Annotated in this window: 29 protein-coding genes; 7 read left to right on the top strand and 22 right to left on the bottom strand. The window is 39.5% G+C overall.

The window, feature by feature from the left end:
* Positions 1-6: 6 nt before the first annotated feature.
* From R2B72_RS10450 to R2B72_RS10420, 7 genes are all read right to left on the bottom strand, one after another.
* Positions 7-918 carry a peptidase U32 family protein gene (locus R2B72_RS10450; RefSeq protein WP_318616458.1) on the bottom strand — a complete coding sequence of 304 codons (912 nt, stop codon included), beginning with the start codon at positions 916-918 and terminating at the stop codon, positions 7-9.
* Between the two features lie 56 nt (positions 919-974).
* Positions 975-1,274 carry a metal-sulfur cluster assembly factor gene (locus tag R2B72_RS10445; RefSeq protein ID WP_318616457.1) on the bottom strand — a complete coding sequence of 100 codons (300 nt, stop codon included), beginning with the start codon at positions 1,272-1,274 and terminating at the stop codon, positions 975-977.
* Between the two features lie 23 nt (positions 1,275-1,297).
* On the bottom strand, positions 1,298-2,530 hold the full coding sequence (locus R2B72_RS10440; protein WP_318616456.1) for a hypothetical protein: 1,233 nt from the start codon (positions 2,528-2,530) through the stop codon (positions 1,298-1,300).
* Between the two features lie 12 nt (positions 2,531-2,542).
* Complete coding sequence (locus R2B72_RS10435) at positions 2,543-3,079, bottom strand: DUF2249 domain-containing protein (protein ID WP_318616455.1); 537 nt, start codon at positions 3,077-3,079, stop codon at positions 2,543-2,545.
* 31 nt (positions 3,080-3,110) lie between these two features.
* Entirely contained in the window at positions 3,111-3,437 is a 327-nt protein-coding gene (locus R2B72_RS10430; RefSeq protein ID WP_318616454.1) for a hypothetical protein, read from the bottom strand.
* A 20-nt stretch (positions 3,438-3,457) separates the two neighbouring features.
* Positions 3,458-3,691, bottom strand: coding sequence for a DUF2249 domain-containing protein (locus R2B72_RS10425; protein WP_318616453.1), 234 nt, complete (start codon positions 3,689-3,691; stop codon positions 3,458-3,460).
* A 249-nt stretch (positions 3,692-3,940) separates the two neighbouring features.
* Complete coding sequence (locus R2B72_RS10420; protein WP_318616452.1) at positions 3,941-5,659, bottom strand: methyl-accepting chemotaxis protein; 1,719 nt, start codon at positions 5,657-5,659, stop codon at positions 3,941-3,943.
* A 592-nt stretch (positions 5,660-6,251) separates the two neighbouring features.
* Here R2B72_RS10420 and R2B72_RS10415 point away from each other — a divergent pair.
* The 3 genes from R2B72_RS10415 to R2B72_RS10405 all read left to right on the top strand — a co-directional run bounded on the left by R2B72_RS10415 (position 6,252) and on the right by R2B72_RS10405 (position 7,029).
* Complete coding sequence (locus R2B72_RS10415) at positions 6,252-6,374, top strand: hypothetical protein (protein ID WP_318616451.1); 123 nt, start codon at positions 6,252-6,254, stop codon at positions 6,372-6,374.
* Positions 6,375-6,409: 35 nt separating this feature from the next.
* Positions 6,410-6,601 carry a hypothetical protein gene (locus R2B72_RS10410; RefSeq protein ID WP_318616450.1) on the top strand — a complete coding sequence of 64 codons (192 nt, stop codon included), beginning with the start codon at positions 6,410-6,412 and terminating at the stop codon, positions 6,599-6,601.
* A 194-nt stretch (positions 6,602-6,795) separates the two neighbouring features.
* Positions 6,796-7,029: a hypothetical protein gene (locus R2B72_RS10405; RefSeq protein ID WP_318616449.1), complete on the top strand. Its 234-nt coding sequence runs from the start codon at positions 6,796-6,798 to the stop codon at positions 7,027-7,029.
* A 40-nt stretch (positions 7,030-7,069) separates the two neighbouring features.
* On the opposite strand, the gene qoxD is transcribed toward R2B72_RS10405, so the two are convergent.
* The 9 genes from qoxD to R2B72_RS10360 form a co-directional block, all read right to left on the bottom strand.
* Positions 7,070-7,351 carry a cytochrome aa3 quinol oxidase subunit IV gene (qoxD, locus tag R2B72_RS10400; RefSeq protein ID WP_318616448.1) on the bottom strand — a complete coding sequence of 94 codons (282 nt, stop codon included), beginning with the start codon at positions 7,349-7,351 and terminating at the stop codon, positions 7,070-7,072.
* A 1-nt stretch (position 7,352) separates the two neighbouring features.
* Positions 7,353-7,949 carry a cytochrome aa3 quinol oxidase subunit III gene (gene qoxC, locus R2B72_RS10395; RefSeq protein WP_318616447.1) on the bottom strand — a complete coding sequence of 199 codons (597 nt, stop codon included), beginning with the start codon at positions 7,947-7,949 and terminating at the stop codon, positions 7,353-7,355.
* Entirely contained in the window at positions 7,936-9,894 is a 1,959-nt protein-coding gene (gene qoxB, locus R2B72_RS10390; RefSeq protein ID WP_318616446.1) for a cytochrome aa3 quinol oxidase subunit I, read from the bottom strand. Before qoxB ends, qoxC begins: the two co-directional genes overlap by 14 nt.
* 170 nt (positions 9,895-10,064) lie before the next feature.
* Entirely contained in the window at positions 10,065-10,952 is an 888-nt protein-coding gene (gene qoxA / locus R2B72_RS10385; protein ID WP_318616445.1) for a cytochrome aa3 quinol oxidase subunit II, read from the bottom strand.
* A gap of 419 nt (positions 10,953-11,371) precedes the next feature.
* Positions 11,372-11,809 (bottom strand): DinB family protein, encoded by a 438-nt coding sequence (locus R2B72_RS10380; RefSeq protein ID WP_318616443.1) that lies wholly within the window; start codon positions 11,807-11,809, stop codon positions 11,372-11,374.
* A gap of 24 nt (positions 11,810-11,833) precedes the next feature.
* Positions 11,834-12,343, bottom strand: a complete 510-nt coding sequence (locus tag R2B72_RS10375; RefSeq protein ID WP_318616441.1) for a heme iron utilization protein — start codon at positions 12,341-12,343, stop codon at positions 11,834-11,836.
* Positions 12,344-12,378: 35 nt separating this feature from the next.
* The gene (locus R2B72_RS10370; protein WP_318616440.1) at positions 12,379-13,158 is read right to left on the bottom strand and encodes an ABC transporter ATP-binding protein; all 780 of its coding nucleotides are present in this window, start codon (positions 13,156-13,158) and stop codon (positions 12,379-12,381) included.
* Position 13,159: 1 nt separating this feature from the next.
* Complete coding sequence (locus R2B72_RS10365; protein WP_318616439.1) at positions 13,160-14,146, bottom strand: iron ABC transporter permease; 987 nt, start codon at positions 14,144-14,146, stop codon at positions 13,160-13,162.
* Positions 14,147-14,164: 18 nt separating this feature from the next.
* Positions 14,165-15,151: an ABC transporter substrate-binding protein gene (locus R2B72_RS10360; RefSeq protein ID WP_318616438.1), complete on the bottom strand. Its 987-nt coding sequence runs from the start codon at positions 15,149-15,151 to the stop codon at positions 14,165-14,167.
* Between the two features lie 379 nt (positions 15,152-15,530).
* Between R2B72_RS10360 and R2B72_RS10355 the strand changes: the two genes are divergently transcribed.
* From R2B72_RS10355 to R2B72_RS10340, 4 genes are all read left to right on the top strand, one after another.
* A complete protein-coding gene (locus R2B72_RS10355) occupies positions 15,531-17,069 on the top strand; it encodes a PTS transporter subunit EIIC (RefSeq protein ID WP_318616437.1) in 1,539 nt (512 codons plus the stop codon).
* Positions 17,070-17,071: 2 nt separating this feature from the next.
* Complete coding sequence (locus R2B72_RS10350; RefSeq protein WP_318616436.1) at positions 17,072-17,755, top strand: N-acetylmannosamine-6-phosphate 2-epimerase; 684 nt, start codon at positions 17,072-17,074, stop codon at positions 17,753-17,755.
* A gap of 3 nt (positions 17,756-17,758) precedes the next feature.
* Positions 17,759-18,571, top strand: a complete 813-nt coding sequence (locus tag R2B72_RS10345; protein WP_318616435.1) for a MurR/RpiR family transcriptional regulator — start codon at positions 17,759-17,761, stop codon at positions 18,569-18,571.
* A 933-nt stretch (positions 18,572-19,504) separates the two neighbouring features.
* Complete coding sequence (locus R2B72_RS10340; RefSeq protein WP_318616434.1) at positions 19,505-19,792, top strand: phospholipase; 288 nt, start codon at positions 19,505-19,507, stop codon at positions 19,790-19,792.
* On the opposite strand, the gene R2B72_RS10335 is transcribed toward R2B72_RS10340, so the two are convergent.
* The 6 genes from R2B72_RS10335 to R2B72_RS10310 form a co-directional block, all read right to left on the bottom strand.
* Positions 19,770-19,991 (bottom strand): hypothetical protein, encoded by a 222-nt coding sequence (locus R2B72_RS10335; RefSeq protein ID WP_318616433.1) that lies wholly within the window; start codon positions 19,989-19,991, stop codon positions 19,770-19,772. The two genes, R2B72_RS10340 and R2B72_RS10335, sit on opposite strands and share 23 nt — an antisense overlap.
* 249 nt (positions 19,992-20,240) lie before the next feature.
* Positions 20,241-20,459 (bottom strand): hypothetical protein, encoded by a 219-nt coding sequence (locus tag R2B72_RS10330; RefSeq protein ID WP_318616432.1) that lies wholly within the window; start codon positions 20,457-20,459, stop codon positions 20,241-20,243.
* 261 nt (positions 20,460-20,720) lie between these two features.
* Positions 20,721-20,972: a phage holin gene (locus tag R2B72_RS10325; RefSeq protein ID WP_318616431.1), complete on the bottom strand. Its 252-nt coding sequence runs from the start codon at positions 20,970-20,972 to the stop codon at positions 20,721-20,723.
* Positions 20,973-21,349: 377 nt separating this feature from the next.
* Complete coding sequence (locus tag R2B72_RS10320; RefSeq protein WP_318616430.1) at positions 21,350-22,225, bottom strand: ROK family protein; 876 nt, start codon at positions 22,223-22,225, stop codon at positions 21,350-21,352.
* A 17-nt stretch (positions 22,226-22,242) separates the two neighbouring features.
* Positions 22,243-23,166: an ROK family protein gene (locus R2B72_RS10315; RefSeq protein WP_318616429.1), complete on the bottom strand. Its 924-nt coding sequence runs from the start codon at positions 23,164-23,166 to the stop codon at positions 22,243-22,245.
* Positions 23,167-23,201: 35 nt separating this feature from the next.
* On the bottom strand, positions 23,202-24,587 hold the full coding sequence (locus R2B72_RS10310) for a glycoside hydrolase family 1 protein (RefSeq protein WP_318616518.1): 1,386 nt from the start codon (positions 24,585-24,587) through the stop codon (positions 23,202-23,204).
* Between the last annotated feature and the right edge of the window lie 25 nt (positions 24,588-24,612).

The raw sequence follows: 24,612 nt of genomic DNA, 5'->3' as shown, positions 1-24,612 counted from the left end.
TCCTCCCTATTTGACATCATTCGGCTCCTTCAAAAAGAATCCTTCGTCTACTGATCTTTCATGAGGATGTAAAGCCAAAAGTCGATTGTTTAACTGTTCCCTCACTTCTTCCGTCCAACGTTGCTCCGCAAATGCCCGTCTCGCCTCCACAAACAAACTAGCAATGTCCACAAACGGTTGTCCTTTTGTAAAAATACCGTCTAATTTCCACTGCGTTAAACCTGTAGCAACCAATTTGTCTAGCAGTGGCAATAAATTCACATCATTCGTAGCAAAAATATGTGTGCCATTACAATCTTCATAAATCGAGTAATGCGTGTTATCTTTTTTAGGCTCTGAGATAAAAAGCGGCTGTTGTTGTCCATCTTGATGGGTAAAGCTAAAATAGTTCTCGACTAATGACCGTTTCGATTGTTGAATACAAGTTGCTCCGTAAACGAGCACTTCAACAGGAACAATCACTTGTTGTGCAATTGATGCTAACTCCGCATAAGGTAACTCTCTTGCAACAACAGCACCTACCGCCCCACGCTGCGCCCAAAAGTTTACTTGCCTTGCGCTTGTCACCATTGTTTGTGCATCATAGATGAACGGTACATCAATACAATGTTTTTTTAACAAATGTATGACGCCAGGATCACCTACTGTCATGGCATCCACACCAATCGACTGCAAAAACATTAAATAAGGTATAATTTTTTCTATTCGATCATTATGCATTAAAGCATTTACAGCAACACATATCCGCTTATGCTGTTGATGGGCAAAACAGGTCATTTCTTCAATTTCTTCACGCGAAAAAGAACTCGGCAAACGCAAACCGAATTCATCTTCCCCTATGTACAACGTATCGATGCCCACACTTAGCAACGATTTCCCCTGCTCTACTGATTCAGCTGTTGCAATAAGCTCAATCATTGACCCACACATCCTTTTTAGAATGAACTATATAACAATCGATTACTTACATGTCCCTAAAAGTAACTTAATGTTTTCTTACCTTCATCCGAAATCATATCCGGTGACCACTTCGGTTCCCACACAACATCGACTTCTACGTCAGTTATGTCAAGGCGATCTTTCAATATAAAATCAACCCCACCCGTAATCATATCGTGCATCGGACACCCTAGAGTTGTTAACGTCATTTTGATGTACACTTTATCAGCCTCGTATTGAATGTCATAGACTAGACCTAGGTCGACGATGCTAATCCCTAACTCCGGATCATAAACAAGCTTGAGTAACTCACGAATACGTTCAATCATATCCATTGCGCTCATTCCTTCTTCGTTTTTTACTGTCTAAACACACGGCCAATCAAAATCATATAGAGAACGGAAGAAATTGATAAAATCAAGGCAGCCATCGCGATGAAGCTTTTACTATCGATAACAATGGCTGTGAATAATACGAACAGACATAGCGCAATCACAATTACGCCCATACGTACTTTCTTATCATCCAATAAATCCGCCATTAACGGTGTCCCAGGTCTCCCCGCCAGCTTGCCATATTTATGCGTCCACCACAAAAACGGAATAATTTTCGACATATAGCAAAGAATCGTAAACGACACCCAACCGCCAAGATAAACCCAGCCTGCTAACAGCACGAATTGCGGATGCAATAATTGAGCTGGAAATACTAATGTGAATAGCAACATGCCCCCTACAAAAAGCAGCAAAAATTGCGCCGCATAGACTGACCATAGAATGCCGTAGCCTGGATTAAGCTTTATCCGATATTTTTTGATTCGAAGTAGATGGATAGTATAAAAAATGAGTGCAATCATCACTAGTAGGAGTGCCAACCATGTTAACCAAAAACCTCCCCCTAACAAAAAAGATATTGCCCCGAACATCACCGCACTATTCCAAGTGATCAAAGTTGCCCATTGTAATTTCGTCGGATAATGATGTGCCAAATAAAACATCGGTAGCATTTTATAACTGAATCCGGTAATCAGCATGCCAAACCAACCAATTGTCCCCAACCAAATATGAGCCCTCAATAGGTGTTCATGAAGTTGCGCTCGATTTCCTGTATAGAAATTGACGCCCATCCACATGCCCATTAGCCCTGTTAGCACTAAGTAAAGGACTGCACAAGCCGCACTAATCGTAATGGCATCCCATTTGTTTGCACGCCATAACGTAACACCAATATTAACTGCAAAAAGAAGTATTCCAATAAAAGCAAATGTCGCAAAGGCAGCGATATACATCGTTTTCATTGTTACAAAACCATATAACAAGCCACTAAGGCCTACTGTGAAACAGGCATAGTGTGCGTAACCAAGCCGTTTGCTGTAAATGGTTGACTGCAAAATAACATTAATAAGTTGATAGACAGCCCCCATCGCCAACATCGTAGCCCACCCAAGGACGAATACATGGGTATAAAACCAGCCACTTGGCCCCCGCAAATCCTGCTGAAGCCAATCGAATAGCGCAAAAATTGAGGCTCCGTGAAACAGCAAAAAACTAATCATCCCCGTAATAATAAAGAGAAATGGGAGACGAAACATTGTCCTCCCCCCTTACACCTTACGAATGGCTACTTTTACCGAGCCATCAGACTGTTCATCCACAGTAAAAGGACAACCCAATCGATTCAATTCTTCAATCAAAAAAACGGGGACTCTATCATTGTGAATGTTCACCTGATCACCCGGATGACTGCGGTCTAAAGCAGCTAACGTCCGCATCATTGGCTGCGGCGGCTCCAATCCCCGATTATCAAGTGATATCGTTTTAGGCTCACTCACCAGGACTTCTCCATCAGAAGGCTTAGCTGAAGAAATTAACTCGTCTTCTATATCAAGGAGATGCTTATACTTTTTATTGACAAAAGATACTACCCAATGATCTTTTTCTTTACGCTCTACCTTATTGACAAAGCCCTTCATCTTCAAAACGCCTAACAAAGGGGTTGGCTTAAATGTCGCATGGAGTACAAAAATGTCCTCTACGTTTAATTCCTTCACTGTGTCCATGATTAACTGGAAAGGCTCAATCTTTTTTGTTAAATGAGGACGAACATCTAGTTCTACGATTTTCGTTATTTGCTGATTCACAATGAATCATCTCCTACAAAATAGTAGTTTCCTATGATACAGACTTTTTTGCTTCTTCATATAAACTAGCCATTCCCCCATATAAAGAGTAGAAGAATGCATCTGGCGCATCCAAGGAAAATGTCTTATATTGCTTCGGGTCAATCCCAAGTAAATTTTCAAATAATTGTGCTGTATCATCAAATGCATAAAAGCAATAATGTGTATAGTTAAACTTCGGCATCTCCTCAAAAATGGTAATGATTTCACCCGCAAATCGGGCTACTTCTCCAGCGGCTTGTTGCACCATCGTAATTGCATCTTCCAAGGACAGTTCAATCTTGAGTGTCCTGTCATCGATAACGTTAACTTTTGCCATCGCAATCAACTCCAGACATTCTATATTTTTTCGATTTTCACTTGGAATGTATCAGGGCCTTGTTCGATATATTCCCATTTATATTTTCCTTCATGCATGGAATCGAATTGAAAACGTAAAGGAATCGGGTCATGGTCATTGACAATCAACATCGCCTCAGATGGCTTTAAGCTATTGAACGTTTCAAAAATCGTTTTATGCTTAAGATGTGGTGGATATTCTGGAACCCTTACTGTTGCTGCGTATTCACTCATCAATTACTCCTCCTAGAATTTCAAATTGTGTGGTCAATCTATAAGATGAGACAAAGAATACCTTCAACCCCACTCATCTTATAGTCATTAGTATAAAGTTGTAGTAAAAATTATTCTGTGATGTATATCACTAATTTAAAATTATTTCCCAGTTGTTTTATTCATGTGAAAGTAGTGATTTCCACAGCATCACTGCTTTAGTTGTTGGGGTGCCCTGTATATTTCTCGCACAACAAGAAATATACTTTCCTAGTCAATTTTAAATTGTTGAACAGTGGATTGGAGCTGTTCGGCAAGTGTAAATAATTTTCTCACAGATTGTAATTCCTGATAAATCATCGTAGCTTGTACTTCGCTCGCGGTAGATAATTCCTCGGACAATGCCGCAACATGCCCCGTTCCTTTCGTTACGTTTTCTATGCTTCCATGAATCTGAGTGACTAATTGTGTACTACTAAATACAACTTTTGAAGTAGAATTTAATTTCTCAAATACTTCCTCAATCGCTGCATAAATCGTTTCAAACGAATGCCCAGATTGCTGTACTAAATCTTTACCAATATCAAATTGCTCGATGCCATCACGTAAGGCATAATATGCTTCCTTTATGTAAAGCTGAATTTCTTCTAAAATGATTTTTATGTTATCAGCTGCCTGTTTTGACTGATCTGCAAGCCCTCTCACCTCTGTTGCCACAATCGCAAAACTTTTTCCTTGTTCCCCAGCTCTTGCCGCCTCAATATTCGCGTTCAACGCTAATAGATTTGTTTGCTTAGAAATGGTTAAGATTGTTGAAATAACGTCCACAGTTGTTTTCGACTTCACAGTCAGCATTTCAAACTTCGCCAACGCATTTTCAATACTTCTGCTCGTGGCGCCCATTTGTTTAGCCATCACAGCCATATCATTTTTTCCTTGCCTTGCAAATTGAATGGATTTCTCTGATTGTACTTTCGCATCAAATGCATTTTCCTTCACTTTTTCCATACCAGTTTCAAGATCGTCAATTGCTTTTGATATGACTACCGTTTCTTCTACCTGTTTCTCTGATTCAACCGCCAGTTCCAATGACGATTTAGCAATCATACCCGTTGTATTTGTATGCCCCTCTGAATGATCTGCCAGTAATTTAGAGGACTCCGATAATTGTTTAGAGGAACTCTTTACTTGTAATAAAATAGTCAACAAACTTTGACGCATTTTTTCAAAACTATTGGCCAGTTGTCCAATCTCATCTTTCATATACGTATCAATTGGAATCGTTAAATCACCACTTGCAAAGGTTTCAGCTTGATTTCTTAATTGCACTAGCGGACGCACAATTCTATTTGCAACAAATAATGTTAGTATAGTAGCTAATACGAACACACCAGCACCGACCTTTACAATAATCCATACTCGTGGCCATGTACGATTCGCTACGACTTCACCATGATAATCCACCCCCATGAATGCTATAATTTCATTTTTATCATTTAGGATAGGCGAATAACCTGACATTCTTTTACTATTTTCAAAGTTGTAAACCTCGGAGTACATAGGCATCTGGTGTTGCATACTATTTGTTGCTTCAATGGCCCTATCAATAGCCTCGTCATAGTGGTAGCTATCCCCCGCTTGATAGCCCTGTGCTTTTAATCGTTCATCTACCGCTAACAAAGTAGCTTTACCATCATCCACCGTTAAAATAAAAGCATCTTTAAACCATGTTTTTTTATTGATAAATGATGTTATCCCCTTTTCAAGGACTTGTAAGGCTTGATCGTCTTGCGGATTGTTTTTCAGCGCTTCAACATCTTGCCAATCGACAACTAACGTTGCAACATTTGCACAGCCAATCAGTTCGATTCCTACCTCATCCACTACAGATTTATAATTAATAAAATAACCAAAAATAGACATTAAAAGTGTACATAATAAAACCATTGATAGTACTAATGATAAAATTTTTGAACGTAAGCTTTTCAAAGTAATCACCCTCAATCTATTTTCCTTCTATAGATATTCAAATTTTACCATTACACACATAACTGAATTGTGATTAAAATCACTTTTCCAAATAATTAATAGCCCATTCTTTAGAAAAGTGTTGACATTCAGAAAGAGGTAATGATATCCTAAAGTAGCTAGAAATTCAAATTAGAAATGGAGGTGCGGAAGATGACTACATTTGTAACTGTAAAACATAACTGTATAGTAATTCCGTGCCCAACCGCTAATTATTTTTCTGTAAATAATTAATACGGAACGGCGCGGACTGCCGTTCTTTTCCTATGAGCACACGCTTATGTAAAGAAGCGTGTGCTTTTTTGTGTGCATTTATCTGAATTCAGATAAATGCTCTGCGAAAGTTTGGTGTTTTCACGCATTGCGTGTTGTATATATAAACACAATAATAAGAAAAGGAGTGCTGGTGATGATGAACATGGAACAGCAAAGAAAGTTATTAAAAAAGGAATCTCTCGAAAGTGGATAGTGTCAATTGGGGAACGGATATCCCCAGTTGGCTAATGTGAATCTATCAGTGTAATCGTAAAAAAAATTGAAGGAGGAGAATTAAATGATCATAACGCAATCGAAAGATAAGCAAACAACTAATTTAACAAGTAAAAATAAATCGGAGTCGTCACAACACAATTTAGGTGAAAAAAGGCTAACAGAAACGGTGCTAGCCACACCTTAATAATCTAATTGGACTTCTCCTTAAGGAGAAAAATCATGTATACAACTAATCAAGACTATGTAAAACAACGGATGGTTGACTTGCAACAGGAAGTTAGCCAATATAAATTAGGGCATGGCTACCAATCTCGAAAAAAGAATGTCCAAAAACCTTTTTATGAAAAGAGCTTTGTATTATTCCACAAATGTAAATACAAAGTAACATTTAGAATTGGTATTGCTAAGTAGAACTAAGCAAAGATCTCTAGTGCGTGTACTCACTCGCACTAGAGATCTTTTTAATCATTCATAATTAATACGCCCCCTACTTAACTACCCCGTATTCAAAATACCGAATCTAAAGGTTGGATGAAATCTATTCCCAAAATAAATTTGACAACTTTGTGAACATTGGTGATAATAGCGGTAAGGGAGTGGTTAAAATGGAATCTAAACAAGCTATGCTTAACATCATTAAATATACCGGCGGGACAATACTTACCATCGGAATTTCTATTTTTTTATACGGCTTTTTTATTAGCAACTACAGTGCAATCACGGGGATCGGGATCGGTACAATTATGGGGGCTATCTTCATCTTTCTTATGGGGGTATTTTTTGTCGCAACTGAAGAAATGCAGGATAAAACGGATAAAGGAATACGTGTCGTGCAATGAAAAAGGAGTGCCAAATGGCACTCCTTTTTCATTGCTAACATTACATATCCCAAACCATAATTAGTAGTGTACCGAAGACGGTAACAAGGGCTATGGCAACCGCATAGTAGATATTCATGTAAATCACTTGTTTATCCTCTGTCTCACCAGCATGCATGAAGACGACGAGCTGAACTGCGGCTTGTACGAATGCAGTAACTAACAGAATTGTCATGCCTACTGCAAATGACACATCTAGAAAATAGACTGTCAGTGCAGCGGCTGTTAACACCATCGAAAAGACAAAGCCCATTACCTGTTTACGCGGGAATAATTCGCTCATATTACATCATTCCTTTCAAATAGACGAAGCTGAAAATAAAAATCCAGACAACATCCAAGAAATGCCAGTACAGTGAAAAGATGAAGGCTTTATTGGCCGTTTTAGGCGTCAAGCCCTGTTTTTTCACTTGTAAAATGATGAATAATCCCCAGAACAGACCGAGTGTAACGTGTGCTCCATGTGTCCCTAATGTTGTCATTAGGATACCAGTGAAGGCACTCACTTGAAGACCTGCTCCAATATGTGTGTAATGGGTAAACTCATAAATTTCAACACCAAGAAATGCTAGACCGAGCAACAATGTAATTGCAAAGAATGACATCATCGCTTTCTTTTTACCGATACGCATGGCATGTACACCAAGACCAATCGTAAAACTACTCGTTAACAGTAAGATTGTCTCTATGAGCACCGGAGTGATTTCAAAAATCTCTGCTCCAGATGGTCCATTTCCCGTACGATGTTGCAGCGTGAAATAGGTTGCAAAAAGCGTTGCAAAAAGCATCACTTCAGCGCCCAGGAAAATCCAGAATCCTAAAATATTCAACCTATTTTGTTCTGTTTTATATTCAAGAGGAAGTGAATTATCTATTTTCATCAGCTAACACCTCGCAATCTTTTTCAGTTTCTTCAACTTCTTGCACAGAAATATAGTAACCATCATCCTTTTCAAATGAACGATGCGCTAGGCATGCGAAAATCGCAATGGTCGTGATGATTACTGGGATCCACATACTAAAGATGAATGAGAAGCCCCATACAAAGAAAATACAACTGATGATAAAAGGCATACCACTGTTATTCGGCATATGAATTTTCTCGATCTTATCCTTGAATAACGGTTTACCTTCCTTCTTATGATCCCAGAACGCTTCAATAGAATCCACTTGGGGTGTTCTAGCAAAGTTATAAGATGGAACCGGACTATGTGTCGCCCATTCAAGCGTACGTGCATTCCACGGATCTGAGCTGATATCTCGTGAAGCGTAACGCGTGCTGTAATAGACGTTGTAGACGAGTGTTGCAAATCCAATCGCTAGTACGACCGCTCCAGCAAAGGAAAGCAAGTTAAGTGGACCATAACCAGATGCCTCAGAGTAAGTGTACATCCTACGTGCTTGTCCATCCAAACCAGTGAAGAACATCGGGAAGAATGTGGTATTAAAGCCAATCGCAATAAGCCAGAATGACCATTTTCCGATTTTTTCACTAAGCATGTAGCCAAACATTTTTGGCCACCAGTACGTAAGACCCGCCAACATCGCGAATACAACCCCAGGAATAATTGTGTAGTGGAAATGCGCGACCAAGAACATCGTATTATGGTATTGATAGTCGGCACTGGCCATACCAAGCATAACCCCGGTCACCCCACCGATTGTGAAAATTGGAATGAACCCTACTGTATAAAGCATAGGTACAGTAAATCGAATTTTCCCTTTCCGCATTGTCAGCAGCCAGTTAAATATCTTAATTCCCGTTGGAATCGCAATGGCCATTGTCGTAATCGAGAAAATACTATTTGACAGTGGGCCTTGCCCCATCGTAAAGAAATGGTGCATCCAAACCAAGAATGAGAAGAACGAAATAATAACGATCGAAGCGACCATTGATTTATAACCGTAAAGATTACGACTCGAGAAGGTAGAAATAATCTCACTGTATATACCGAATGCTGGTAACACAAGAATATATACTTCAGGATGTCCCCAAACCCAGAAAAGGTTCGCCCAGAGCATATCCATTCCACCATTGGTCATTGAAAAGATGTGAGTGCCAAATAGACGATCCATCGTCCCTAACAGCAACGTCACAGTTAAGACCGGGAATGCGAACACGACAATCGCATTCGTGATCAAAGCTGTCCATGTGAACATAGGCATTTTCATCAATTTCATGCCAGGTGCTCTCATGCTCCAAATTGTCGCTATGAAGTTAATACCAGAGATTAATGTACCAATACCGGCAATCTGAATCGATAGTAGATAATAGTTCGTTCCTACGGATTGGCTAAAGTCATTGCCTGCAAGTGGGAAATACGAAGTCCAACCAGCGTCAGGTGAACCACCAATAACGAATGAGATATTAAATAGCATTGCCCCCATAAAGAACAACCAAAAACTAAGTGCGTTCAAACGAGGAAACGCTACATCCCGCGCTCCAATTTGTAACGGAACAACAAAATTCATCAGGGCATAGATAAATGGCATCGCCATAAAGATAATCATAACAACCCCGTGAGTCGTAAAGACCTCATTATAATGCTGAGCATCTAATAGCGTGTTATCAGGTACAGCTGTTTGTGCTCGCATCATTAGTGCGTCTACTCCACCACGGAATAGCATTAGCAGTGCAGCAATTAGATACATAATACCAATTTTTTTATGGTCAACTGTCGTCAACCATTCACGCCATAAGTAACTCCATTTTTTAAAATATGTTAATCCCAGGAGAATCGCAATCACAGTAAGACCAATGGCCACCATTGATGCGTAAATCGCTGGACTTGGATGAGGTATGGCAAATCGATCAAAGTAATCCATACTTTTAGAACTCCTTTCAGATAATTAAATTCTTGATTTTTGAAAAGAATGTCAGAACAACAAATCCTTTTGAATTAGTTATAATGCACGTAGATACCCACATGTTAGGGGCATCCACGCTTAAATTTATACAACTATTCAACCAACCTTGCTAGTTAGCGTCAAACTAATTATTCATGATGTTCATGACTTGGTTCATCAGAGGTTTCTTTCTCATGATGATGACCACCTTCATGTCCTTCTGGAGCAGGTGAGAATTCCAAATGAGTTCCACTGAACGTTAATCGTCCCAGGTGTCCTGGTTCTAATAATTCCTCAAACTTGTCTTCAGTAATAGGGGTAGCCTTTTCTTGCACTTCCTCCACCCATTTATCAAATTCTTTAGCCGACATTGCTTCTACTTCAAAAATATTTTCTGCGAAACCTTTTCCACTAAAGTTTGAGTTTCTTCCCATATATTCACCTGGAACATCGGCTGCCAAATGTAATGTCGTTACCATGTCTGACATTGCATATTTTTGTCCACCTAGTTGCGGAATCCAGAAGCTCGTAATCGGTCCGTAAGAGTACAACCTAAATTCCAACGGTCGATCTGTCGGGATATACAAATAGTTCACCGTTTCAATATTTTCTTCTGGATAGCTAAAATGCCATTTCCAATCCGAAGAAGATGCATATACAACCAATGGCTTTTGATCCTCATAGCCTTTGGGAGTCGTCTCAACTGCATATGTTGATTTAACGGTGACAATAGAAAGGAAGACAATAATTAAAACCGGAATCCCAACAATAATCGCTTCTACAATTGAATTGCCTTCAATATGCGGGGGTTCATAGTCTTCACTTTGTTTCGAAGCGCGATATTTCACTAAGATGTATGCCAACATACCAAACACAACAACAACAACAAATGCCATCGTTGCAATCGATATCCAAATAGTGTCAGCAATTGTTTGGGCTTGTGGCCCTTTTGGATCTAATACCATGACCGGCTCACAGCCTGCTAACATGGCAAGAAGACCAATCATTAAACCTAAAAAAGTCCATTTCATTTTCATGGATATACCCCTTCCTTATGTTCTATACGAATAGAAATGATATTCAAAAAGTGTTGTTATAGGGAAATCCCTTGGTTCAGATTTCATCTTAATATAATAAAATAGCGAAAACAATTATCAAAGGCTCACGTCACAAAGTGTTCACCACAAACGCGTCACAAATCGTTCATATAACAGGGTTATATTGGTCATAAAGCATATCACACCCTTTAGTTATTTTATTAAAAAATAAATTTATATTTATTTTATAACTTATATACGTTTTCACTTTTATAAAAGCACAATTAACCACTTCCCTTTAATAGTAGGAACTTGTTTTATTCACCTTTTATTTCTTTACGCAAAGCAAAAAAACACCCTTCTCTTGTTAAGAAATAGGTGTTTTACATAATAAATAAATAGTTTAATATTAAAGCATTTTAACCTTGTTCGGTTTGGCTCTGTCCATTTTTTTGGATGAGCGAAATTTGTCCTGCATGAATCCCCGTATGGTACATTAATCTTCCAATCGCCTCTAAAGGTGTCGACTGCCCCATCCGTGACTCTACACTAGTATGCCATTGTTCTTCTGTTAGCTCTTCCATAGCTGACAGTAGATGGTCGTTCGAAGCAATTAGCAGGTCAATCAGTTGTTCAATACTCGTCAAAGACGGCTTCGCAATCCCCTCTGTCGGTAGCATTTTACCGAAAAACCATTCGGCAAACATATACTCCGCCTCCGCTGTATGATGAAGCAAGTATCCAATCGAAGATTGACCTAATCGTAAGCTTAAATCTTCAGCTGTTAACGCCTGTGCTGTTTTGAGAAATCGTTGTCGCGCCGCATTCCAAATAGGTAGTACTGTAGAATATGTCATATTACATGAGCTCCTTCTGCTATTTTACGCTTCAACAGTCTTCTTTTTATCTACCACAACATGCGTGAAGATAGTTCCGTCAAGATCCAAGTCAAACGCCATCCCGAAGCCAACGACATAGCGCCCTTTCAAAGGTGTCAATTCAAACAACGAAAAGTCTAAGCCTCGCAGAACATCTAGCAATTTAGCACCAAATTGGGTATTAAACTGTTCAAAAATCTCCTCCTGCCCATCGTTGCCGATATTCTTCGGCGTACAACTCCAACGTACCCGCTCTGTCGCAAATGGATTGTTCGTTGCCGACTCGTCCGCAACTAGCAATGCATCAACAAAGTCGTTGTTCTCCATAAAGCGATAGTGGTCAGCAATCTGGCTAATATAGATATAGAGCTTGCCATCTTTTTTTATAAAAGGTGCACAGCTAGTAAATGGCTTGCCTTCATCATCTAATAAATTCAAAATCAAATTTTTACGGCTCTCTACAAACTGTAAGTATTTCTCTTTGTTTTTTTCTAAATCGATCACTTTTGTCATCGTTGTACTCCTCCATTTTTTCTAAGTTAATAAGCCTATCTAGCAGTGCTCAACAAATGAATTCGAGGCTTTTGCTCGGACAATATGTATTGTATTTCTGCATCCATCCGATAGACTTGTCGAATCATATCAGTTGTCATGACCTGGTTCGGCTTGCCACACAGGGCCTTCTCGCCAGCTTGAACGACGACAATATTATCGCTATAACGGGATGCCTGATTGAGATCATGCAGTACCATAACGATTGTCATGCCCATATCACGATTTAACTCTCTGATTAGCTCCAACACTTCATGCTGATGAGATATATCGAGGTAAGTCGTCGGTTCATCCAACAATAAAATCTTCGGACGTTGTGCAAGTGCCATGGCAATCCAAGCACGCTGCGATTCTCCACCTGATAACGAAGCGACTGTGCGATCCTGATAAGCTGTCAAATGTGTTTTTTCAAGTGCCCACTGAATGATTTCTCGATCCTCATCGTTTAATTTCTCAAACCATTTTTTATGGGGATACCTGCCATAAGCAATCAAATCGATAACCGTCATATCACTCGGTGCTTGGTTTTTCTGACTAAGCATGCACATTTTACGCGCGACTTGTTTCGGACTCATTGCCTTCAAATTGGTGCCTTCCAATTCCACCGAACCCTCATAATACGGAATATGCCGCGCCACAGCCTTCAGCAATGTCGATTTTCCCGAACCATTTGGCCCGATAATCGAAACAATTTCTCCTGGATTAACCGTAAAAGAGAAGTTACGAATGACATTTTTTTGCTCATATCGAATGGAAATCGACTCTACCGTAAACATCTTAGAATGCACTCCTTCTCATTAGGTATAGGAAATAAGGTCCTCCTATGACAGCCATCAAGATACCAGCGGGAATTTCAAGTGGTGCAAACAACGTTCGTCCTCCCGTATCCGCCAGCAATAACACAAGAGCCCCAAGTGCCATACTCATTGGCAATAAATATTTATAATTAGAACCTACTAACAATCTAGCCATATGTGGCACGACAAGACCGACAAAGCCAATCATGCCAATTGCCGCTACGGAGATAGCCGCCAGGAAAACAGCAAGTATAGATAACAGTATACGAATTTTAGTAACGTTCTCTCCAAGATTCGATGCCACTTGATCTCCCATGCGAATGACATTAGCCTTACGTATCACAAAGATGGATAAAATCCAACCCACAACCGCATACGGGAAAACCATCCACAAAGCGTTATTACCTTTTGCCGCCAAACTACCATTCAGCCATTGGACAGCAGCAGGCAAACGATCACTATACATAATGGACAAATAACCAATACCGCCGCCACATAATGCATTCACCGCAACGCCCGATAAAATAATTGTAATGGGTGAAATACCATTTCTTCTCCATGCCAACGAGTAGACAATCGTTGCTGCAATAAGTCCACCGACAAAAGCCGCGATGGGGATGAATTGTGTGTACTCAGGTGCTGCCAGCATAATAATGAGCACACAAACTGCAGCTCCACTTGTTACACCTGTTAAGCCCGGATCCGCCAATGGATTACCCATAACAGCCTGCAATAGCGCCCCCGAAATGGCGATATTGGCACCAATAATCATCGCCAATAGTACACGTGGTAAGCGGATATTCCATATAATCGTGTCATTCACCGTACTAGATGCCGAACTGAATAATGTTTGGATGATTTCTGGAACTGCTATGGTCACACTGCCTAAGCCAATGGCAATCACTGCAGCAACAATCACCAACAAAAATGTGATAAGGACAATGACACCACTTCTAGATTTCTTCATGTCATAATAGCCCCTCTGTTATTCATAAAAATAGTTTGCGATTTGTGTGAGTGCTTGCTCTGCGTTTTTAATAGATGTAACACCAAAGACATTATAATCAAGAATTTCAATGCGGTCATTTTGATAAGCAGACAGTTTCGTCCACGTATCATTACTCTCTACTTCTTTCTTAAACATGTCTTCTGATGCACCATGATCACCTGAAGCCAACACAAGAATAATATCCGGATCTGCAACAACCAAATCCTCCATGTTAATTGGTGAATACGTTTCAGATACCTTCATTACAGAAGTTGCAATATTATCCGCGCCTAGTCTGTTCACCAAGCTTCCTAAGTATGACCTTTCACTCATCACCATGAACGAATCGGACGTGCCAATCATCAGCATTACACTTGGCAATTCCTTGCCCTTTGCTTGTTCAATCAAATCGTTTTCTTTGTCCAATAACGAACTAAGTACCGCATTCATTTCCTCAGTTTTATTGAAATAAGTGCCTAATGCTTTAAAGCTAAGTTTTAAGTCTTCAAATGAATCTGTTGGTAAATATGCGGTTTGTAAATCGATGCCTTCTAAATTTTTATCCAATGTACTACGAAGTGATTCTGCCCCGAGAATCACATCTGGTGAAAGATTTGTAACTACTTCAAGATCGGGTTGCATAGGTGAGCCAATACGATCAATTGCATCAAAGTCTGCTGGAATCGGGTTTGTTGAAGTCGGTACCCCAACCGGTGTAATCCCAAGTAAATGCAACATCTCTGTTAATGGCACTGATGTCGAAATAATACGCTCCGGCACCTCTGCTGGAAATTGACTAATAGCCTCAGCAAGTTCTGCTTTGTCCACACCATCGTTTTCCAAGCTATAACTAGCAGTCTTTTCCTCTACTGGCCCCGTTGCATTTTCTTTCGGATTTACTTCTTTCTCTTGTGAATCATCCGCTGCACATGCCGTCAGCAAGGCAAGAACTGCTACTAATAAAAACATATAAAACTTTCTCATATTGTACCCCTCCGTATATGTCTGTGTAATATCATTCTCAATTAGACGATTGAGAATGATTTTCAATACAGTTGTAATGATAACGGTTATCATTCTCATTTGTCAAATGGTATTTTATTTTTCTGATTTATTAAAGATGAATGACACTCCCCTGGAAACTAGCAAAAAGCCCAATACAATGGCAGTGAGCTTCTGTGAAAACGCAATTTATATCTCAATGAGTGCGATCTTTTCTACTATCAAGAATAATGATCGCTAAAGAGTGGAATACTCAATATTATCCGAATAACATTTGAAAACGCTTAAATTCTTCTTGCATTTATAGATTCTTTTTTTTATAATAAACATGAAAATAATTTACAAACAGGAGGTACAAATGATGAATAGTTTCTTCGAGAAGGCTCAACAATTCGGTAAATCATTTATGTTGCCAATTGCTGTCTTACCTGCAGCAGGTTTACTGTTGGGAATTGGCGGTGCTTTATCTAACCCCAATACAATAAAAGCTTATCCATTCTTGGATGTGTCTTGGTTACAGTCAATTTTCACCATTATGTCAAGTGCTGGTAGCGTTATCTTCGCTAACCTTGCTTTATTGTTTGCGATAGGTGTTGCGGTTGGTTTAGCCAAAAGTGATAAAGGAACTGCTGGGCTGGCAGGAATGCTAGGTTTCCTTGTCATGAATTCAACGGTCTCTGCATTATTGTCCATCACAGGCATTCTCAATGTTGATAATCCAGCGTCTGTCGGACAAGGTTTAGTACTTGGTATTCACACCTTAGAAACAGGAGTCTTTGGTGGGGTAATGGTTGGTGTTTTAGTCGCTCTTCTTCATAATCGTTACAACAAGAAACAACTTCCACCGTTTTTAGGTTTCTTTAGCGGATCACGATTTGTTCCGATTATTTCTGCATTCGCATCCATTTTCCTTGGCGTATTGATGTTCTTAGTCTGGCCATTTGTTCAAGCTGGTATTTTTAAAATGGGTGGATTGGTAGAAGCAACTGGTTACATTGGAACATTTATTTATGGATTTGTGCTACGTTTATTAGGACCGTTCGGTCTTCATCATATATTCTATATGCCTTTTTGGACCACTAGTTTAGGCGGTTCACTTATTATCGATGGACAACTTGTTGAGGGAACACAACGAATCTTCTTTGCACAACTTGCTGATCCTACTGTTGAAAAGTTCTATGAAGGAACATCACGCTTCATGTCCGGACGCTTTATTACAATGATGTTTGGTCTTCTTGGAGCAGCTTACGCGATTTATCGCACAGCAAAACCAGAGAATAAAAAAATTGTTGCAGGTTTAATGGGATCTGCTGCCCTTACATCATTCTTAACAGGAATCACAGAACCAATTGAGTTCTCATTCTTATTCATTGCCCCGTTACTTTATGTTTTGCATGCATTTTTGGATGGGCTAGCCTTCATGATGGCTCATATCTTCCAAATTACAATCGGGCAAACATTTTCAGGTGGATTTATCGACTTTGTTCTATTCGGAATTTTACAAGGTAACGATAAGACCAACTGGTTAATCGTCCCACTTATCGGTATCCCATGGTTCTTTGTGTATTACTTCCTATTCACATTCTTTATTAAGAAGTTTAATTTCAAAACACCTGGACGTGAAGACGCAGACCAATCTCCAACAAAAACAATGGATAATTCGAGTGATCGTGCCGAGACAATTATTACAGCCCTAGGCGGTGCTGATAACTTAACAGCTGTTGACTGCTGTGCTACTCGCTTGCGTATTAGCGTCAATGATCCAGCTAAAGTAGATGAAGCTTTATTGAAAGAGACAGGGGCAAAAGGTGTCATAGTAAAAGGTAAAGGTGTCCAAGTCATTTATGGTCCACATGTTACAATCATTAAAAATGAAATCACAGAAATTGTGGGTGAATAAGTATGTTAAATAAAATAAAAAATGGGCTGGTTGCTTCATGCCAGGCCCTTGAGAATGAGCCTCTTCACAGTTCATTTATAATGTCAAAAATGGCACTCGCTGCCCAACTTGGCGGTGCTGTCGGAATTCGCGCAAATTCATTGCAGGATATTCAAGCAATCAAAAAAGAAGTTTCTTTACCTGTTGTCGGGATTGTGAAACGTGATTATCCTGATAGTGAGATTTTTATCACAGCTACAAAAAAAGAAATCGATGAATTAATTGAATCGGGCTGTGAAATGATTGCTTTGGATGCTACGCTACGTCAGCGTCCGCATGGTGAGAAGTTAATAACTCTTGTTGAATATGTCAAAGTGAACCATCCTCATATCCAATTAATGGCCGACATTTCTACTTTAGAAGATGCACTTGTAGCCGAACGTTTAGGATTCGACTGTGTTTCTACTACTCTTTATGGGTATACAAACGAAACAAGCGGATGTAAACTATATGAGAATGATTTTGAATTCATTAAAATCATATTAAATAACATTCGCATTCCAGTGATTGCTGAAGGTAATATCCTTACACCTGAAATGGCAAAAACAGTGTTGTCACTTGGCGCTCACTCAGTTGTCGTAGGAGGGGCTATTTCAAGACCTCAACAAATTACTAGCAGGTTTGTAGACGAGATCAAAGGAGTGTAATACATGATTACACTATTGAAGGAGATTCAATCTAGATATTCCTCCTTCTCAGAAAAAGAAAGAGGTTTAGCTGATTATTTTCTTTCTTCACCGATTGAAGCTTCACAAAGTAATATTAAAGATATCGCTGACAAGACAAGTGTTTCAGTAGCGACAATTACAAGGTTTTGCAAAAAGGTTGCTTGTAAAAACTTTGTCGAATTGAAAATAAAGTTAGCTCGGGAAGCATATCAAGTAGGCAATGAAAAAGTCGACACGAAATTAAAGCGACAATATGAGGATATTTTAGACGATATTCAAGGACTTAGTGGAAAAGAAGCTTTGGATGAAGTCATGCAGCTAATTCAAAACAGCAAGAAATTATATATCTTTGGTTTAGGCAGTTCAGGTCTTGCTGCGCAAGAGTTAAATTATCGTTTAAGTAGAATGGGCTTTGCTTCAGAAGCTGTAACCGATCCTCACTTAATGATTATCAGAAGTACACTAGTCCAAGAAGGCGATTTACTATTAGCATTTTCTCGTTCCGGACAGACTAGAGATCTATTACATTCTGTAAAAGAAGCTAAAAGTAACGGTGCTACCGTCGTCTCATTTACCGCATATGGCGATACTCCACTAACCCAATTATCCGAAAGCGTTTTATGGACGATACATCCTTTACGTACCGGGTATATATCTACTGGTTTAGATTTGAGCGTTCTTTATTTGATTGACCTGATTAGCTTATTTTTACTTAAGGACGAAGATATTAAAGAAACCTACAAAAAAACAGTTACTGCCATTTCCTCTGAAGCATATATAGACAACAATCAATAATTATCACGTCTGTTGATTAACCTTTTACTTGCAAAAAATTACATGTAAGCAAAGGCTTGAAAACTATCTTTTTCTCTAAATGATTTCCGGCTCGCTTTCGGCGAAATATTCAAGACACACTTACCAAGGAGGAATTTCAGTTCATTCCTCCCTCGAGGAGTAAGCATGGTTAGAAACGACTTCGTCATTTCTAGCCGCACTTTTTTCGGTCATCATATTATGAATAGTTGCCTATCGCATACCTACAATGCTTAAGTAAAAAATGCAGTTGCTTGGAAAGAAAAGAATAGATGACTTTCTATAAAGATTGTAAGTGCCCGAAGATACAATTTCGGGCACTCTTTTACTATGTAAAAGGTGTTCCAACTTTATTTTTGCAAGCTTTATTAAAATGTGACACTTCTCAAAATAAAAATAGAGAAGACCATGGTAAAAGATTCTACCACCAAAATTGTATCTTTGGCAGCCCTCTCTAGTTCAGAAACCCTCTATTCCCTCGTCCCCAAAAGCAATATCACTTCGTGTATCTGCGTTTTTAGAGCGCTGCGGATGAACGACCACAATACGATTACCGAAAAAAATGCATAGGGATGCGGCGCAGTCGCATCCCTATGCATAAAAATAGCTCGGTTATTGTATAGAAGTCGTTCAATCCAAAGCGGTCCAGAAGCAACTGTACACGTAGTGCCTAGTAGTTAATTAAGTTATTTTTGGTTAATCAACACGCTTGAATATTTATATTATTTAAAATTAAACCGGTTAAAGATTCATTAATAAAAAGTACCTGATTCTAAAAACAACAACTTTAAGTTGTTTTAGAGCGGGTGCTTTTTTGATTATTAAACGCATAGGTAGTAGTTTATACAACCTCTTGCAAAATTGAATAGCTTATTGTAAGTTCACATTTTCGCGAAATTTAAGGGAGGTATTATTTTGTCACAGAGAGGAAATGGAAGGCTTCGTTTTTGCATCTTGCCAGGGTATAACTGGTGCGGGCCCGGTTGTAATGGTCCAGGCGCACCTATCAATGAAGTCGATGCCGCTTGCAAAGCACACGATGATTGTTATCGTAGGGGTAGAGAAGCGTGTGAATGTGACCGTGAATTTCTCCAACGTTTACGCCCCCATATAAATCCACATACCCGAAAAGGAAGACACGCATGTCTGCTGTATAATTATATAAGATTCCAATCATGTATTACTTGTAGATTTTTCGATTGAAATGGTAGTAGCCATACCAAAAGTTAGAATAACGACTTGGATCTGCATCGGCTTCGTGGAAAATTCCAGCCGCTTGCTTTGCGATATTTCCTGCTATCTGGCTTAAAGAATCTTCGACTAATGTAACGGAAGACGTGTTGCCAAGGGAGGCAATAACCAAGCATGCTAACAGTACAATCGGTGAAAATATTAAAATCATGTTTAATCTAATCCTTTTTCTCAAGTGGTCTCAAAAATCCTTACCAGGCTTGTCAAAATTTCTTCTATAGTATATTACAAACCTCCATGTCTGATAAAGATGGACAGGAAAAAGAGTGCCCGAAATGGTATCTTCGGGCACTCTTCTTCCTGTCCAAGGCCATGTACCTTATGAATGCAAAGATCCACGTCCTGACTAATTATGGTATAGCAGCTTTAATCACTTTTTCTTTTGCATCGCACATCGAAATTATGAAAGAAGTTTATGCATTTTATCGAAAACGTTGGATTCAATTTGTTGCAATTGCTTGACCCCTAGTTTATTTAAAGGCTGTGGATTAAACCAATTGATAACACCTTCATGATAGAGTCCTTGAAAATCATTCCCGAGGTAGTTTACCGAAAATGAAAACCTTTCATGAATTTGATTTTGAAATAATGCTTTCTTAATTTGAATGTTAGTTAACATAGTAATAGCCTCCATTTTTTGTTGAAATCTCTTTTAGCTGTTCTACATTTATAGAATAACGTTTCTAGATTAAAGCAACCTGAGAGGAAAATGAGAGTTTAATGAGTAAAAAAAACGAAGAGCGCCTGCTTAGCTCTAGCAAGCGCTGGAAGGTTTACTACCGTTATTATCTGCAAGTCCGAAGTCGCTCGTTGGCACTACTTTCTGGTGCAGGGTTCTGAATTCGCATTAAATTGTTTCAGGGCTCGGTACCTTTCACAATTACTTCAACCCGTGTCTCTTTAACGTTTCCTCTTGCTCCTTTGCCTTTTTGCTTAATCGATAGCTATTTTTGTATACACCATACATAGCGACAGCGAACGGTATTGTGGCCATTAGCAAGGTTTCAAGTGCTGTTATTGAGTCCTGATCAAACCACTCAAATTTGACGTTAAGCGTCCCTAAATACAAAAGCAATGCTGACAACCAACCTCCGAATAATGCAACATACTGTTTTAGTCTATCTGCATCCATAATGTTCCCTCCTTTTTTATTTAATTGTTAGACCGATTACCACAATCGTTAAGGACATTATGAATAGCATTGTATCGACTAACTACATTCTGTCTTCTTGGCATTCACTGTCCTACGCTTAAACTTTCGAAATAGGATTTGATAGTGCCTTGGGTATCTATGGCCTGTATTACTATTATATTCACTTTAATTTTCAAAGTGTCCGCTCTTTCCTAGCTCCATTAGATGTAATGTCCAAGAAAGTCAAAAAAACACTAAAATGCCCGTCGCACAAACTATTATGTTTGCATGACGGGCTATTACTATAAAGGAATGAGGCTATCACAAAACTTCATTCTCAGATTGAACTTATTTAATACGACTGTTCTAGGCAATCATCAGATTTTTGAAGAGTCCTGATTAAATGCCTGATAAGCAAGCAACAGCGAACCCGTAATCCCGGCGTCATCTCCTAGTCCAGGACTAACAATATACTCGGATAGCTCTGGCAATTCAACATACCCTCCCAAAAGCTCCGGTAAATATTTATAAACTGCTTCAAACACTTGCTGCTGGTGCATCACGCCACCGCCAAGAATAATCTTTTTGGGCGAAAGAATCAAAATGTACTGCATAAGTGCTTGGGCGATGTAATAGCCTTCCAATTCCCATACTTCCTGCCTGTCTACCAAATCAATCCCTTTTTCGCCCCAACGTTCTTCAATCGCTGGACCCGCCGCCAAACCTTCCAAGCAATCGCCATGGTAATGACATTTACCTTGATAACTGTCATCAGGATGGCGTCTAACAAGTATATGGCCCATTTCTGGGTGTGACAATCCTTGAAGTAACTTTCCTTGAACGACTGCACCTGCTCCAACTCCAGTACCAACCGTTATGTACAAGCAGCTATCCAGCCCTTTGGCAGCACCTTTGACAGATTCCCCGAGAGCTGCCGCATTCACGTCAGTATTGAAACCAATAGGTACTGAAAAAGCATCTTGCATCGCTTGCACAAAATGATAGTTTCGCCACGGTAATTTTGGCGTAGAAGTAATCATTCCATAAGTTGGACTCTCTTCATTAATATCAATTGGACCAAATGAGCCGATACCTATTGCATCTAGTTGATATTTTTCAAAAAAAGCGATGACCTCTGCCATCGTTTCTTGCGGTACGGTAGTAGGAATCGAAATTCGCTCGATAATATTCCCTTTCTCATCACCCACCGCACAAACAAATTTTGTTCCCCCAGCTTCAATCGCACCAAACATAGTTAGCTGCCTCCCTATTATGAGATTATTGATGGTTCATGGACTTTTAGGTAATGAAACAAAGCTCCTATTAAATTTGCATCATTGTCAAATTGACAAGCTTCAACTTCAATCGTTAACGTTGAAGTATCATCTTTTAATAACGATAATTCAGCATTAATGCCCTCAATGACTTCCTTGCGTTTACTAATCCCACCGCCAATAAGAATTTTTTCAGGGTCAAGCGAGTATTGCAAATTGTAAATGCCAATCGCTAGTTTTTTATAAAACTGCGTAATACTTTCTTGAGCAGCTACATCTTTTGATTCGGCTAGATGAAATACTTCTTCCCCAGTTAATGTCCCAGTTGGCAGTGATTTTTTCGTTTCTACTTCAGTAACGAGTGCTCGGGTAGAGGCCGTTAGACTCCAAATAGATTGAAGATCCTTTTTTCCTGATGCCCCGCTCGCGTCGTTCAAAATCATATAGCCAAACTCTCCACCATGCAGATTTGCCCCACGCAAAATAGATTGATTCATAACGATGCTTCCGCCAATTCCAGTCCCTATGACAATACAAATGTAATAATTCGTATCTTTTGCTGTGCCAATCCATCCCTCCGCCAAAGCAGCACAATTGGCATCATTTTCAATGGTTACGGGAAGCCGTGTCCGTTCTCGTATTAGATCCGTCATACAGACACCATGTATATAAGGAATTGCGCTTGCACCGCCTATAATCCCGGTCTTTGTATTTACGGCACCTGGGGAACTTAGGGCAATCCCCTTAATATCAAACGAAGCCTTGAACCCGTTTACAATTTCACTAATCTCCTCCAGAAAACTCTCCAAACCAACTTGAGGAGTTGGAACTTTTCCGCTTGCAAACATTTCTGCCGCTTCGTTCATGACGGAATATTTTATGTAAGTCCCGCCAATATCGAATACCATATAGGCTTTCACCCTTCATTCCCCCGCCTCTAAAATTTTACCTAGCCTTAAAAACCATTGTTTTCGGATAATTGTTTATACCATTTCCCCGATTTTTTTACCGTTCGTTTTAAGTCCTTTTGTAAATCTACTTCTACTAATCCATAGCGATTTTTATAGGCATTGGCCCAGGACCAGTTATCCATAAATGTCCATAAATGATAACCAAGGCAATTGGCACCTTCCTGAAGCCCTTTATGCACCCACTTCAAATGTTCCTGGATAAACTCAATCCTATAATCATCCTCAATGAACCCTTCAGCATTGCGAAACTTCTCTTCCCCTTCCACACCCATTCCATTCTCGGATATGAAAAACGGAAGGTTGCCATAATGATCACGCAGATCGACCATAATATCATAGATCACTTCTTCACAAATTTCCCAACCACGGTGCGGATTGATTTTCCGGCCCGGCATAATATAAGGATCGAATAGATGCTCTGGCATAAATGCCTCCCCATCCGGAATCGGTGTTTCTTTCGCTTTTACACGACGCGGCTGGTAGTAGTTGACGCCCAACAAATCAATTGGATTATTTTTAATGACTGTTAAATCATCTACTTCTATAGTAGGGAGCATGTTTCGCTCTCGTAAAATCTCAACTAAGTCTTTTGGATATTCACCCTTTGTCACCGGGTCAAGGAAGCTACGGTTAAAAATTAAATCGGCAATATGGGCAGCCTTCACATCTTCAACGTCTTCACTTCTCGGATAAGAGGGTGTCAAGTTAAGAATAATCCCGATTTCCCCGTCTACCTTCATTTTTTTAAAAGCCTCGACCGCCTTAGCATGGGCAACAATCGTATTGTGGGCTACCTGCGCTCCGCGTTTGAAATCGACTATTTTCGGATAATGCCATTGATATAAATAACTCGCTTCGACAGGAACAATCGGTTCATTGAATGTGAACCAATACTTCACACGGTCTCCAAACAAACGGAAGCAGGTTGTGGCAAAATTCACATATGCATCCACCACTTCCCGGCTTTCCCACCCGCCTTTTTCCTGCATACACATCGGCATGTCAAAATGATATAAATTGATAAATGGCTCGATATCATTGGCGATAAGTTCATCAATAACCCGCCCATAAAAATCAACTGCTAGCTGATTCACTTCCCCAACACCATCTGGTATTAACCGTGACCATTGAATCGAAGTTCGGAATGAATTATGACCCGTTTTTTTCATGAGTGCTATATCTTGTTTGTAGCGATGATAAAAATCAGAAGTATTTTCGGGTCCAACTTCATTATGGAAACTTTCTGGATCAATGCTGTGCCAATAATCCCACATACTCGGTTTTCTTCCATCCATTTGAGCTGCTCCTTCTGTTTGAGGACCAGAAGCCGCACTCCCCCACCAAAAATTCTCCGGAAATGGATAACTAATTTTACTTTCTACATTCGTATTTGCC

The organism is Sporosarcina sp. YIM B06819, from assembly GCF_033485175.1.
In the GTDB taxonomy this organism is placed as follows: Bacteria; Bacillota; Bacilli; order Bacillales_A; family Planococcaceae; genus Sporosarcina.
Note: the sequence above shows the minus strand (reverse complement) of the source record. Positions and strands in the feature narration are given on the sequence as shown.